Source organism: Streptomyces sp. NBC_01481, assembly GCF_026339995.1.
Classification (GTDB): domain Bacteria; phylum Actinomycetota; class Actinomycetes; order Streptomycetales; family Streptomycetaceae; genus Streptomyces.
Genome location: NZ_JAPEPT010000001.1, coordinates 1 through 13,546, shown reverse-complemented (window position 1 = coordinate 13,546; position 13,546 = coordinate 1). Strand labels below are relative to the sequence as shown.

The window sequence follows — 13,546 nt, the reverse complement described above, 5'->3', positions numbered from 1 at the left end:
GCCCGTGGCTGAGGGGTAAGGGTTCAACATGAAGACGCCGAACAGTGATCTCGCAACATGGCTTGCGCGGTCGGGCCTCAGCCGGACGGAGTTGGCCCGTCGCGTCAAAGCCGCAGCTCAGACGTGGGGGCAGCCTCGCATTTCGCCGAACGCGTCGACCGTGCGGCGGTGGTTGGAGGGCGACACGCCTCGCTCACCACTGCCTGAGATTCTCGCCGACGTGATCTCGGCGGGAGTCGGCTATCGGGTCACGACCTACGACCTTGGGCTCGGTGAGAGCGGTTCCGCCGAACGCTCGCTCGTCTACAACGCGTCCTTCGCCGTTACCGTGGAAGCTGTCGCCGACTTGGGGAGAGCGGACGTGGACCGTCGAGCATTCTTGGCAGCGGCACCCTTTGCTGCGGTGGCAGCAGTGGGTCCGTCGCGTGACTGGCTTCTCAACACCCTTGATCAGCAGCCCGAAGCGGGCCCTCGCGTCCGTCTTGAAGACGTGACCGCAGTGCGGAACATGTTCGGCGAATTCCAGAAGATGGACGTACTACAGGGCGGCGGCTCGGGTCGGCTCATCCTCGCCGAGTACATGAATCAGCACGTGTTTCCGTTGCTGCGCCGGACGCACACCGAGGATGTGCGACACGCACTTTGCGAGGCTGCCGCCGAGCAGACCTACTTGCTCGGATGGATGGCCTACGACAACGGCGAGCACGGAACCGCGCAGCGGTATTTGATCCAGTCGCTGCGCCTGGCCGAGGAGTCCAAGAACCGGGCGCTCGGGGCGCATGTGCTCGCGGGCATGGCTGACCAAGCGACCCTGCTTGGCAACCCCACCGAGGGGCGCAGGCTCGCGCAGGCCGGCCGCGCAGGGCTCGGCGCGAACACGTCGCCGGCGTGTCTCGCGGACCTGTGGGCACTTGAAGCTCGCGCCTTGGCCAAGCTCGGCGAGAAGTCCGAAGCGGCACGCGCCGTTGCGCAGTCCGAGACGGCGTACGGTCGTGTTCAGCTGGAAGATGAGCAGGAGTGGGCAGCCTTCATCGACCCCGCCTATCTGCATGGTGAACACGCCAACACCTTCCGAGACCTGGGGCAGGCGGACGCGGCGGAGGAGCACGCGCGGCAGTCGATCGGCCACGCGCGCAAGCAGCGCCGCGCGCGGCGCGGCGCGATGTCGCAGGCGGCGCTCGCCGTCTCGCACTTGCAGCGCAGGGACTTGGAGGCGGCACACGCCGCCGGGCTCCGTACGCTCTCCCTGTCGCGACAGGTGAAGAGTTCTCGGTGCGTCGAGGCTGTACAGGACCTGCAACGGCGGATGCAGCCGTTCGGGAATCACCGACTCGTCGCTGATTTCAGCGAGCGGGCGCGCGATCTGGTCGCCGCTGCGTAACGCCCAAATGCGCCCCCGCCACCGGCACGAAGCCGGCGACGGGGGCGCGTTGCGTTATGGGTTGGCGAGCTGCCACAGGGTGAGGGCGAGGCCGGCGACGGCGAAAGCGACGAGGGCGAGTCCGACGCGGGCCGCGGTCTGCGGAATGCCGACGGCGTCGATGATGAGCGGAAGTCCGGCGGCGAGGGCGAGCACCGTCTGCACGACGGTGCGGATCGTGCGGCGGGTGGGCTGACTGAGATTCATGGGTAGGGGCTCCACACTGTGAGTGAAGGGCGCACGTGATTTTGGGATCGCTTAGGGGGACGATCGAGCTTCAGGAGCAGTAGGAGCCGCGTCGTACCAGGCCGACAACCCACCAACGCCAGCCACCACAGCCCCAACTCACAATGTCCGCGGCGGCGGCCAGGACAGCCCTGCCGTGGCTCGATGACGGAAACCGCTCAATGATGGCGATTGAGGGGATGGCGACCGAAGGACAAGATCCTTCAGACCTGGGACGGTTTCCATGACGATCGATCGAACTACGCCTGGGAGCAGCACAGCCCGTTCGAGGAACCCCGGACGAGAACAGTGCCGAAGGCCGACGGTCGCAGTGCCTGGGCCGCTGAATGGGACAGTGCAGCGGTGGGACGCATTCTCGGCGCCTGAGCCTGGGGCGCGTTCGTCTTCACGGTTGCGGCCGGATCCGCCGTGTTCATCATTCTGGCAGCTACCTGCCGCATGTGAACTCCCGCCCCTGCCGGACGCAGCCGAATCCTCTTCGATCCGGAATCCCGGCGGGGGCGGGACTCCGCTCACGTGCGGTGCGGCGGAAGAGAAGGGGGGTCAGATGACAGAGGAGTACGCTCAGTTGTCCCTGAAGGGCATTCTCGCTCTGTTCGAACCCTACGAAGCCAGACTCCTCACCCCTGAGCCGCAGGCCGACGTCCAGGTGACCGCACACGCGGTCCTGGATCTAACGGAGCAAGCCGGGCCCCTGCACCGGGGCGCTCTTCTGATCGCGGTCGGAATCTCTCCCGCCGACACCGCACTGCTCGACGCACTGCCCGCTCTCGCCGACGCGGGTGTTGCGGCGATCGCGCTGAAAACACGTGGTTCACGGGCCGAGCCGCTGGTCGAGACCGCCACCGCGGCGGGAGTCGCCGTGGTGGACCTCGCCGAGGAGATCCCCTGGCGGCATGTCGACGCGCTGCTGGGCGCCGCCATGGGCGAGGTCCGGCATGGCACACCCAGCTCCTCCCCGGTTGACGCGGTCGGTGACCTCGCGGCGCTGGCCGATGCCGTGGCGGCGAGGGTGGGCGGTGCCGTCACGATAGAGGACCCGCAGAGGCGCGTGCTCGCCTACTCCAGTCTCCCCGGCCAGCCGATCGACGACCTGCGCCGCGAAGCCATCCTCAGGCGGCAGGCTTCCGATGACTTTCTGCAGGCGTGGCGACGAGTCCAGGTCACTCAGGGCGTGATCCGGATCGACGACCTCTCCCCTTTGCCCCGCCTCGCGGTGGCCGTGCGGGCGGGAACGGATCTGCTCGGTTCCATCTGGGCGCTCCAGTCCCCGGGTACACGGTTCAGTCCCGAGACGGAGCGAGTTCTGTGCGGGGCCGCCCAGAGTGCGGCACTGCAGCTGCTCAGGCTCCGCCGTGCCACGCACCGGGAACGCCAGGCACGCGGTGAACTGCTGCGCGCCCTGATGGCCGGTGAGCTCGACTCCTCGCCGCCGGCCAGGCTCGGCATCGAGCGCGGCCGCATAACCGTACTCGCCTTCTGGCTGCCGTCCTCGCCGGAGACCCCCGCCGATGTCGTCGGCCTTCAGGCGGCCGACCTGGTTGCCGCCTGTGCCGAGACGATGGCACCCCGCTCCTCCTGTGTGGTGGAGGGCGACGTCGTCTACGCCCTGCTTCCGCTGCCGGGCGAGCTGCCCGAAGCGCACGGGGCGGTTGCGCTGGCCAGGACCGTCCTGGGCCGGGCAGAGGCGTCCTTGCGTATCCGGTTGCGCGCGGGCATCGGCTCGGCCGTGGCCCACCTCACGGAGGTACCGCGCTCACGTCAGGATGCCGACCGGGTGCTGTCCGTGCTCGCAACAGGGCATCACGGCTGCCGGATCGCGTCCATCGAGGACGTACGCTGCCAGGCGATCCTGCTGGAGCTCGGCGACACCGCCGTCCACGACCCGCGGTTGCGGCTGGTCTCGGTGGCCGCGATTCTGCGCCACGACACGGATAAGCAGGCAGAGTACGCCAAGTCCCTGCTGACGTACCTCGAGGCGTTCGGTGACATCGCCGTCGCCGCGGACCGGCTCCATGTGCACCAGAACACCCTCCGGTATCGCCTGCGCCGGATCACCGAACTGTTCGCCGTGAATCTCTCTGACGCCGACGAACGCCTCGTGCTCTGGCTGCAACTGCGGCACCTGTGCCGGGCCCGGCATCAGAAGAAGCGCCATGCCTGCTGAGGAACTCCGCTGCACGTCCGCATCTCGATCGGTGTTCCGTTCGCGGTCTCAGGACCTCTCACGTCCAGGCACATGCCCTGGTACCCGACGAGTCTGCTGTCGGACGTGAGACTCCACTGCTGGGCCGGAGTGTCCGCGCAGGACCAGAGCTGCACCGGGGTACCAGCTTCTTCCGTTCGCGGGCCGCGTCGCACCTCGAGACACCTGCCGGCCAATCCCTTGATGTGCCCATCACCGGTCAACACCCATCGTTCTTCGGGGACGTTGATGCAATCCCACAGCTGGAACCCCGTCCCGTTGTCGAACGACGGACCGTGGACGGTCATGCACTTGCTCGCATAGAGACTTTGTAGTTGAGATGTGACCGTGGCGGTCGCGGACGAAGCCGGTGTGGTGGCTGTTCGTGTCGTCGACGGAACGGGGGAGCTGGAGTTCGCGGGCGAACTCGCCCGAATCGTCGGGGACTTCGTGCCGCCTCCCGCGCTGGCGTTCTGGTTGTCCAGCCTGGATTCCAGAAAGGCCATGGATCCGGCCGCGGCCGCGATCACCACGAGCATCATGAGTGCGCGACGGACCGAACGCGGGGGAGAGCTGTCGCCTGGGCGGTGCTCCCACGGACTGGTGAGTGGCTCGGTGGTGGATGTGTCGACCTCGGTCGGTTTCGCCCCGCGGTCGCCGTGATCTCCGGGCCGAGGGGCGGTGTCCTCCGCGGCGGGGGCGGCAAACTTGGCGCGCGCCGCCTGGAGGCGATCCAGGAAGACACCGGCGTCCGGGGGCCGGTCCGCGGGTTCGCTGGAGGTGGCACGCGTCAGCAGACGTTCGACGCCATCTGGTGGGTTCTCGCCGAAGATTCCGTAAAGGGTGACCGCCGCCGAGTAGACGTCACTTCGGGGGTCGGGTTGCCGACCCCGGCCCAATTCCGGGGCGAGGTAGCCCGGTGACCCCGCCGGCGCGTTGAGCGTGTGCCGGTCGACAGGTTTGGCAATTCCCATGTCGCACAGGACGGCCCTTCCTTGCCGCAGGAGAATGTTGCCGGGCTTGATGTCGCGGTGAATGTGACCCTGCCGGTGGATCTCGGCCAGGCCCGACAGCACGTCCTCGGCGAGTTCGAATGCGTCCTCGCCCGACAGGGGAGGGCTGCGGTGCAGTCGATCGTCGAGCGACTCGTCGCACAATTCTGTTGCGATCCACGCCGAACCATCGGCCGGTGCATCAGCCCACAGAAGGCGAACGATGTTCGGATGGCCTGACAGCCTATGGTGCAGGGAGCATTCTTGCCGAAATCTGATGCGCTCGTCCTCGGTGAGCGACCGCTGCCAGACCTTGAGCGCGACGACATCGTCGAATGTTGTGCTTTTTGCCCGGTGGACGACCGAGGAAGAGCCCCTGCCCAAAACGCCCAGACTCACGAAATTGGCGGGCCACAGGGGCACATGACGATCCTGCCCTGGTATGGCACGCTCAGTCATCCCTGAACTCCTCCGCGGGGAGCCGTTCCACATCGGCGGCCGTGATCCGGAAGTGCGAGACGAGTATCTGCGCGACCTCGTAGTAGTCAGGCAGAGCAAGTGCCCGCCGCCGGTTGCCCTCCTCCGCGCCCCGGTCTTCGGTGGTTCCCGCCCGGGCCTGTCCGAACGTCCACAGCCCGCGGCGCAACTGCGGATCCGAGGGTATGCCGAGTTGTTCCTGCTCCCGGACCAGTCGCACCAGCAAACGGTCCTTCAGCTCGGGAGAGGCGTCGGTATAGTGCGTGCACAGCTCGCCGACCAGCATGCGGACCTTCTTGAGGCTCGGTTCACCGATGCGTGACATCACTTCGCGGTACGAAGCCGGCAAATACCCCCCGGCAAGGAGCGGCTCGCACAGAGCCGCGGCTATGTGCCGCAGATGGCTAGGGACTTCGGGGATCCTGGAGAGGGTGGGGTTGTCCAGGCCGTAGGTGAGCATCTCCGGTTCCGGCTGGTTCACCTGGAGTACCTGAAGTTCGCAACCGTCCGGACCCAGCACGGTGCACACGGGCCTGGGAATGCTGCGGGCGTCTCCGCGTGCCAGCTCGTCACGGCGGCGTCGCAGTGGCTGTTCCGGCGGCATATGAGGTATCCGCAGGTGGAGCTCGTGAGTCGTGGACAGGTTCCGCAACCACAACTCGCCCTCCATCCGCCAGATTCTTCCGGCGACCCGGGAGAGCTCGCGGCCGTTGAGCGCTGACCAGATCACTATGTCGCACGAGGTGTCGTCCCTGCCGAACAAACGGGAATCGCCCTCCTTGGCGAACTCGAATACGATGTCGGGTTCACCTGTGTAAGTCACTGTCAAGAACGGCTCAGTCATGGACCTGTTCCCCTCGTGCAACAGTGCGCCAAGCCTAGCCCAAAGGTTGCCTTGGTCTGTCGTTGTCGGAGAGCAGGACGCCGCTCACCTGAGAGGCTCTGAACGGGCAGTTGGCACCATTTCTGAACGTTCCCCAGGTATGGCCGTACCGGTCCCGTCGCCGGCGACGGGACGCGTGCCACACCGGCCCCTGGGGGCGCCCCTATGGGTTTCGTCAACCCATGGGGGCGGGTTGGGGGCCGTAAAGGTGCCGTCGCGGAGCATCGCGAAGAGCACGTCGGCTCGTCGTCTCGCGAGGCAGAGGAGGGATTGGGTGTGGTGCTTTCCCTGGGCGATCTTCTTGTCGCAGTAGGGCCTTGACCCAAGGCCCGGGTAGTTAAGGCATTCGTGCTGGTGGCAAGCGAGTTGATGGGAGTTCGGCGCCGGGGCGAACATGGGCAAGGGAGCCCCGTTGGAGCAGGTAGTCCGCCAGGGCCATCTGCTGTTACGGAGCTCCGTTGCCTGCACGTCATTGTGCCCTGACGACTGTCTTCCACGAGTTCACGGTGGCCGGGGGCCGGTTCGCTCCCGACCATCTGGGGGAGCTGACCCGGGTCGTGCCGTTCGATCTCGTCGACGCGGTGCTGGAAGAGACCGTGCAGCGCCGACTGCGCGACCTGCCCTCACGGGTCGGGGTCTACTTCCTACTTGCGATGTGCCTGTTCCCGGAGGTCTGCTACCGGCTGGTCTGGCAGAAGCTGACCGCGGGACTGGCCGGGCTGAACGTGGCACAGGCAGCCGCCAGATCGGCGACTTGAGGCCCGATGATGTCGACGTCCGAAGAGGTCCCGGGCAAGGAAGGCAGTTCGAAGGCGAGCACGGTCATCCGGCCACGCTCGATGGCCAGCCCGGCTGCCGGGGAAACGGGCTCACCGGCCAGCAGGGAGTGCAACAGTTCGCTGCGGGCGCGGCGTTCCAGGCCTGCGGCACGGCGGACCCTGAGCAGGTGAAGCGCGGCACTCGTGGCGGCCGCTGTAAGGGCTCGTTCCGCTTCGGGACCGAGCGTCTCATCGGAGGATCCAACCGCCCAGATTGAGCCGAGCAGGTCTGCTCCGGCTCGCACTGCCACCGCGATGCGGGGCAGGGGCGCGCAGTCGAACCGGGGCATTGGGTCCTGACCGAACGCCAGAAGAACAGCGTCGCCATCGCCTCGAATTAATCATCCAGCGGCTGGACCAGGACCTTCACCGACCCGCGCCTTTGCGCCGCCATCGTCGACCGCCTCACCTTCGGCGGCAACATCATCGAAACCGGCACCGGCTCCTACCGCCTCGCCACCACTCGCGCCCGCACCGAACAACAGCAAGCGGCTGGCTGACTTGGCCTCGTGCTCAAGCGCGATCGGCCGGTACTTCAGGGCCTCATCAACGATCTCCTCCGCAGATGCATCCTGGAGGTCTTCCGGGGGATGAAAGATCAGACCGCTGACCCCAGGGTGCAGCACGTTCGCTTCGAGGAGCCGCAGGTAGTAGTCGCTCTCCGGGGAGGCAACGAGGAGTCTGCGGACAATCTCGACGAGTTCGTCCCGCGTGATGCCTGCAACCGGGAGGCAAGCCGGCCGGGCCGCCTCCCTGGCGAACTCCTCAACGCTGCTGCTTCCGTAGTACTCGATGAAGTCGAAGGCTTCGTAATCGTGGCCGGTCATAGCATTGAACGCCCGGATCGCGTCGTCGGCGTCCTCAGAACGGTCGGCCACCAGGGCAGCGATCCGATCGATCTCGCAACTCAACTCATCCAGCCGTTGTCTGCTCACAGGCGGGGGCAGCAGCTCCGGTCTCAGGTCCACAGCCCGCACTATGTCCACCGGCTCCGACATGCCGGACCACTAGCCCTCTGGGTGCTGCCAGTTCTCATCAACATTTCTGAGCATCTCGATCAAGAAACGATGCCAGGACCCACCAACATCCGCTCTCCGTTCTCACCTACGAAGCCACCCAGTCCTGGTCGTCCCTGCCCGGTTCGGGGCCGAAGAGGGTCAGGGAGCCGCCGCCGTAGTTCTTGTCCTTGAAGAACGTGCCCACGACGACGCGGCTGCTCGCGCCGGAGTCCGACATGAGCCGTAGTGTCTCCTCCCGGAGCCCTTGGAGCCCCGAGTCCTGGGAGGCCGCCTTCGGGTTGTCCGGCGCGTCTGTGATCTGTCCGTCCGATGCCGCGGCGAACGCGGCCGAGAACTCGCCGTAGCAGGTCTGGCAGCCTGTATCGAGGTCCAGTACGCAGTGTTCGAGGGCGGGTTGATCCGCCGGGGCGGGCGGCGCCGCGGCCATGGAGCCCAGGCCCCTGGCCACGACCGCCGCCGCGGCCAGGGGACGCCGCGGGAGATTTCTGATCATTGCAGACTCTCTTTCCGTGGGTTCGCTTGCGGTCTGATCAAGCGCTTTCCGTGTGGTCCGCGATGCTAGTGAGCTGCCTGCAGAAGCCTGCAATGATCAGGGGGTTCAAGTCTTTGTCGTCCGCCATCAGATGACCGCCGCACATTCGTGGCCGATCCCAAGCACCCAGCGTCTGCCGATCGAACGTCTCTGCCAAGTCGGGCCCTTAGCCCGAATCCTGGACACGGGCTATGCGGCTCGGGCCAGATAGTTGATGGTTCCTCGAGCGCCGTTTCGAAGGCGATCTGGCTGCGCTGCCCGAGCCGGGAGTGACGGCGCCCGGTGTTGTAGCGGTGCAGCCAGCGGAAGGCGTCGAGACGAGCCTCGCGCTCGCTGGACTGGCTCTTTCGGCCCTAGAGCGTTTCCCGTTTGAAGGTCGCGTTGCACGACTCGGCCAGCGCGTTGTCCGCCGAACTACCCACCGTGCTCATGGACTGGCGGACGCTGGCTTTCACACAGGCTGCGGCGAACGCAGCGGAGGTGTGCTGGGCGCAGTGGTCGGTGTGGATGATTGCGCCGGTGAGGCTGCCCCGGGTCCGCTCGGCCGCCGCCAGGGCATCGACGACCAGCTCGGCCCGCAATTGGTCGGCGAGCGCCCAGCCGGCCAGACGCCGCGAGGTGACGTCGATGGCCGTAGCCAGGTAGAGGAACGTCCCGTTCGCGAGCGGAAGACACGTGATGTCGCCGACGTGCTTCGTGTTCACCGCCTCGGCAGTGAAGTCGCGTCCGATCAGGTCGGGAGCCTTCGCCGCGGCCGGGCCCGGGATAGTTTCACGCGTTCGCCGTCCTCGCGGAGCTCGGCCGTGGCCCTGGGGACTCCGGACGTCCTGTCGGATTCCTGGTGCACGTTGCGTATCTTCGCGGTGAGCTTGGCATCGGCGGCCTGCCGGGTCGCCCGGGCCGGAGCGGTCTTGCCCCAGTAGCAAAAGCTGGAGCGGGCGATGCCCAGGACCTGGCACAACCGCTTGACGCCGAAGCGGCGCTGGTGGTCAGCGACGAACTGGAAGCGGTTCACCAGCGCGTCTCACCCGGCGGAATACTCGGTGGCGGAGAAGGGGAACGCCGGCGCGTCCGGCCAATCGGCAGCCGCCGTGTCGGCCTCGGCAGCCTCCGTGGCGGCGGAGGTTGGACAGCCACTGCCCTACTGGCCGGTTCAGCACGGTCACCGAACGCGGTGTCACTCCGGACAGGCTCAACCCCGACACCGGGCGTTGGGAATGCCAACCGGCCTGTGTCAGGGTCGGACCGACCCGGACCATGGGCTCATAGAGCTCGCCGACCTCACCGACCGACGAGGGGGCTGCCTATTGCACACGCATGAGCAGCCCCGTCGTCCGGCGCTGGTCCTGGGGTGGCGGTGGCCCGGCCGGACAGCACCGCGAGGGCGGCCGTGCGGCGCATCGAGTGAGGCCGCCTCACACCGTTTCAGCCGAGGTGTCAGTCATCATGGTTCATGGTGAAGACGAAGCTTTCCGAGTTGTAGTAATCGGGCAGGTGCGCGAGGTAAGAGCCTTTGCGGGGCGGACTCTCGTTCGGCCAGTCCTCCGGGCCCAGCAGGTGCAAGGAGTAGTCACTCGATGCCACGGGAGGTACGAACTGCAGGCGGAACGCGCCTGAGTCTGCCACGGGGCTGATCGTCCACAGCTGTACGGTGGAGTGGGCTGAAGAGTGATCATCGCAATCGCTCAGGACGGCCCGCACAACGTTTCCGCCGCCGTCCGTACCGTCGAGGCACTTGCTGCTGCCCGAGTTGCGGAGCCGGTACGCGCCGGATGCGTCCTTGACCGTCTCCCAACGCTGCAACGCCGTGGTCCGGCACTCCTCGAGGCGCAGCCAGGCCCCTGCGGCGGGGCTCTGCGCGCCGACGCACAGTCCGGTCCTTCTGTTGACGAGTTGGAAGCCGACGGGAGGGTCGTCCGGTGAGCGGGACGGGGCCAGGGAACGTTTCGCCGGGGCGGAGGTTATGACAACGGGAGCAGGGGGCTCCGTGGTGCCAGCGGGTGCGGATATGGGGGGCGTGAGGGTGACGCGGTCCTGGGGCGGACGGGTGGTGCTGGACGGGCCGTCCGTCACTGTGCTGGCGGCGACGACGGCCGCCAGCACGATGACGGACGCCGCGACGACGACCGCGGCACGGGACTGCAGGACCCTCACGCCCCGGCTGCGGGGGTGCAGCCCAGGAGATGGGGAGCCTGGGCCAGCAGCAGCGGTCATATCGGGCGCCGCCGGCCTCGGTCCCTCCGGGCCGGTGTCGGCGGTGCCGGTGCGGGGAGTGACTTGGTTCTCTGCCGCGTCCAGGAGAAGGCCGGTGAGGACTGCGTGGCTTCCGCTGCGAAGGATGGCGAGGTCAGCCCGGATGCCTGAGCAGCCCCGGCAGGCTGCGGTGTGGCGGTCGAGGACGCTCGACTGGTCGGAGACACTGCCCTGGACCGTGTCATCCATGACGGCCATCAGATGCCGGCAGGTCCGGCTCGGAGCCTGTGCGGTATAGGCACGCAGGTAGGCCTCGCACAGCTGGGTTCGGGCCGACCGGACGAAGGCGGCGTCCCGGCCAGGTTGCTCCGCGTGGAGGGGCCCGGATGGTCCGGAGACTTCGGCCAGTTCGGGGCACAGGGCCTGTTGCGATGCCGGGGACAATGTACGGAAGGCGCTCAGGACCAGGGGGTCGTCGTCGGCAGCGGTCGGGATCACGATGCTCCTTGTCCAAGTACGCACGAAAGCCGCGATGTTCGGAGAGGGAGCCAATGAACCGGCTTGCCGAGGCGGGGCCCGGACGAAGCCATCCCCACGAGGGGACCGCAGTCCGGGAACACGGACGGTATCTCTCCTGGGCCTCTACAGTGCAGGCGAGTGAGGCATGTGGCGTCAAGTGCGGAATTTTGTACCGGGGTTGGCCCGCGCCCCCTCTTCGACACTTTGATCCGGTTCGGCGCAAGGGCCCCCGGGAGGCTGTCCCTCCGCCCTTACGGTCGTGCGGTCGTGGGGATGCACTGGGCAGCCGGAATTCGCGGGCGAGTCTACGGCCGCCGCGCAGCGGCTGGGCCGGGCTGCACGCTTCCGCAGTGCAGCCCGGTCCAGACTCAGCTCCCTAGCTTCCGCAGTGGGCCAGGCTCTAGCAGGCGCCGAGGTCCTGCCAGACGCCCCATTCGCCGGTGGTGCCGGGCTCTTGGCCCTGGGTCCACCACTTGGCCTTCCAGGTGTGGCCGTTGCGGGAGACCTGCTTGTCGGCGGTGTACGTGGCGGCCCGGTCCCAAGCGGCGGCCGAGCAACCAGCCGGCGGCGGAGTCGCCGGAGGCGTGGTGGGCGGGGTGGTCGGCGGCGGAGTCGCCCGCGGCGGGGCCTTAAGCACCTCGGACGCAATCAGCGAGGCCGTGTCGGCCAGCGAGGGCGTGGCGGCCTGTGAGGGTGTGTTGGCCAGCGAGGCCGTGGCGGCCTGCGTGTCGCCGCAGTGGGCCTTGGCCTCGTCAGGGGTCATCGGCCGGGTGCGCTGGGTCACGCTGCCGGCGTCCCCCTTGGGCTCGGTTGCCGTGAAGGGCAGGTACCAGTAGTAGTGGTCGTAGTACCGCTTCCCGAAGTGGAGTTCGTACCGGCCCGAGACCTCCAGCAGGGTCGGCTGGCGGTTGATCCAGCCGACCTTGCCCGCGGGCACGTTGATGGCGGTGGTCTGCGACTCCGTGTGCGCCTTTGCCCAGCTGTGCGAATACGATACCTGGAGAGAAGCCTTGAAGACTTCGGCGAAGCCGCCCTCGATGCCCATGGAGACACCGATCGTGTTGGTCTCGGTGTCGGTGTCCGACCAGCTGACGTTCATCGTCTGCGGACCATCCGTGCAGTTGAAGACACTCGTTCCGACCTGATGACTCTCGCCCTTGACCTCCTTCGGCGGGCCATCAGGGTGGAACCAGCACCAGTCGCTGCCGTCCTCGCACTCCTCCAGCAGCTCACGCGGGGACGGGACGTCTTCGGCCTGTGCGGAGGGCGCGAGCAGGATCCCGCATATGGGGACGAGAGCCGCCGCGAGGATCGCGGTGCGGATTGATGTACGCATGAAGCCTGTTCTCCTCTTGGGTCGATCAGGTCCGATCCGGGCGCTGAGGTGTGATGCGGACCGGATCACCGGTAGGCGATGGAGCTGGTGCGGTCGTTCATGTACGAGCCGATGTCGGGCGTGTTGGTCCGGTACGCGCCGTCGCGGTCACCGCCGAAGTTGTCGTCGGAGTAGAGCTCGATCCAGCAGTTCGCCCATGGCTGCAGCGAGGTGATGATGTCGTTCCAGCCCGGCGGCATGGTGGGCCCCCAGTGATCCTGGGCATTGTTGTTCCTGCACGGCCTGTCGGCCTCGATGGTCAAAATTGCACCCACCATAATCGCAATACTCGAAACATTGCCTATGACATTGCCATTCGCACCGCCGGCAGCAGCATCGCCCATAATCGTAACATCTGCAAACTCCTGTAACCTCAAACTCCCTCAAGTACCAGCATCAGTAATCCAGCACCAATGCCACAACAAACACAGCCGTAAAACCCATCATGCCGTCACAACGCCCATATCAAGTCAATACACAAATATTCAAAAACTGAGTAATCCACCAGCAAGCAGCACAGCAAACCGCCTTGCCGCTTACGCTACCGCAGCGCGCTCTCGCATTTTCAATCCTGCGGTTTCTCTCTGTTCACTGCGGCATACCGCTGGCAATGGTAGTAAACGGCAGAGCGCGACGTCAGGCTCAATCTGCAATAATCATATCAGTTGTGGTCGTCATGGTCCCTGAGCCGTTATCGACTGAACGTGATACGTTTGTTATAGTGAATAATGATTCAATTTAAAGTGAAGTTTTGCCGTCACCCACCTATAGCCATCAATACATAACGCGTATTACTGCAACCTCTGCGATGACGCACGGCATGATACCATCATAGCCGAATGCAAGCAGCAGCAGCATGCAACGCATGAAAATGGCGGAAACCGAGC

General features: G+C 66.4%; 10 protein-coding genes and 4 pseudogenes. 4 read left to right on the top strand and 10 right to left on the bottom strand.

Annotated features, from left to right (window positions below):
• Nucleotides 1-28 precede the first annotated feature (28 nt).
• Complete coding sequence (locus tag OOK40_RS00070) at nucleotides 29-1,381, top strand: transcriptional regulator (RefSeq protein WP_266475496.1); 1,353 nt, start codon at nucleotides 29-31, stop codon at nucleotides 1,379-1,381.
• Nucleotides 1,382-1,435: 54 nt separating this feature from the next.
• Here OOK40_RS00070 and OOK40_RS00065 read toward each other — a convergent pair whose 3' ends face one another.
• Complete coding sequence (locus tag OOK40_RS00065; RefSeq protein ID WP_108149241.1) at nucleotides 1,436-1,627, bottom strand: hypothetical protein; 192 nt, start codon at nucleotides 1,625-1,627, stop codon at nucleotides 1,436-1,438.
• Nucleotides 1,628-2,213: 586 nt separating this feature from the next.
• Here OOK40_RS00065 and OOK40_RS00060 point away from each other — a divergent pair.
• Nucleotides 2,214-3,833 (top strand): CdaR family transcriptional regulator, encoded by a 1,620-nt coding sequence (locus tag OOK40_RS00060; RefSeq protein ID WP_266475495.1) that lies wholly within the window; start codon nucleotides 2,214-2,216, stop codon nucleotides 3,831-3,833.
• Here OOK40_RS00060 and OOK40_RS00055 read toward each other — a convergent pair.
• From OOK40_RS00055 to OOK40_RS00045, 3 genes and pseudogenes are all read right to left on the bottom strand, one after another.
• Nucleotides 3,809-5,302, bottom strand: a complete 1,494-nt coding sequence (locus OOK40_RS00055; RefSeq protein WP_266475494.1) for a serine/threonine protein kinase — start codon at nucleotides 5,300-5,302, stop codon at nucleotides 3,809-3,811. The two genes, OOK40_RS00060 and OOK40_RS00055, sit on opposite strands and share 25 nt — an antisense overlap.
• Complete coding sequence (locus OOK40_RS00050; protein WP_266475493.1) at nucleotides 5,295-6,164, bottom strand: FHA domain-containing protein; 870 nt, start codon at nucleotides 6,162-6,164, stop codon at nucleotides 5,295-5,297. The genes OOK40_RS00055 and OOK40_RS00050 overlap by 8 nt, the downstream gene beginning before the upstream one ends.
• An 84-nt stretch (nucleotides 6,165-6,248) precedes the next feature.
• Nucleotides 6,249-6,524 (bottom strand): annotated as a pseudogene (locus OOK40_RS00045) (IS110 family transposase); the annotation flags it as partial.
• A gap of 158 nt (nucleotides 6,525-6,682) precedes the next feature.
• On the opposite strand from OOK40_RS00045, the pseudogene OOK40_RS00040 reads away from it, so the two are divergent.
• Both OOK40_RS00040 and OOK40_RS00035 read left to right on the top strand, forming a co-directional pair.
• Nucleotides 6,683-6,959 (top strand): annotated as a pseudogene (locus OOK40_RS00040) (transposase domain-containing protein); the annotation flags it as partial.
• A gap of 355 nt (nucleotides 6,960-7,314) precedes the next feature.
• Nucleotides 7,315-7,521, top strand: a pseudogene (locus tag OOK40_RS00035) (ATP-binding protein); the annotation flags it as partial.
• Nucleotides 7,522-8,125: 604 nt separating this feature from the next.
• Here the strand turns inward: OOK40_RS00035 and OOK40_RS00030 are convergent.
• From OOK40_RS00030 to OOK40_RS00005, 6 genes and pseudogenes are all read right to left on the bottom strand, one after another.
• Nucleotides 8,126-8,533 (bottom strand): hypothetical protein, encoded by a 408-nt coding sequence (locus tag OOK40_RS00030; protein WP_266475492.1) that lies wholly within the window; start codon nucleotides 8,531-8,533, stop codon nucleotides 8,126-8,128.
• Between the two features lie 392 nt (nucleotides 8,534-8,925).
• Complete coding sequence (locus OOK40_RS00025) at nucleotides 8,926-9,276, bottom strand: DDE-type integrase/transposase/recombinase (RefSeq protein WP_266475490.1); 351 nt, start codon at nucleotides 9,274-9,276, stop codon at nucleotides 8,926-8,928.
• A gap of 26 nt (nucleotides 9,277-9,302) precedes the next feature.
• Nucleotides 9,303-9,587 carry a hypothetical protein gene (locus tag OOK40_RS00020; RefSeq protein ID WP_266475488.1) on the bottom strand — a complete coding sequence of 95 codons (285 nt, stop codon included), beginning with the start codon at nucleotides 9,585-9,587 and terminating at the stop codon, nucleotides 9,303-9,305.
• Between the two features lie 422 nt (nucleotides 9,588-10,009).
• Nucleotides 10,010-11,263, bottom strand: coding sequence for an RICIN domain-containing protein (locus OOK40_RS00015; RefSeq protein WP_266475487.1), 1,254 nt, complete (start codon nucleotides 11,261-11,263; stop codon nucleotides 10,010-10,012).
• A gap of 421 nt (nucleotides 11,264-11,684) precedes the next feature.
• A pseudogene (locus OOK40_RS00010) lies at nucleotides 11,685-11,891 on the bottom strand (carbohydrate-binding protein); the annotation flags it as partial.
• A 794-nt stretch (nucleotides 11,892-12,685) separates the two neighbouring features.
• A complete protein-coding gene (locus tag OOK40_RS00005) occupies nucleotides 12,686-12,937 on the bottom strand; it encodes a hypothetical protein (protein WP_266475486.1) in 252 nt (83 codons plus the stop codon).
• Between the last annotated feature and the right edge of the window lie 609 nt (nucleotides 12,938-13,546).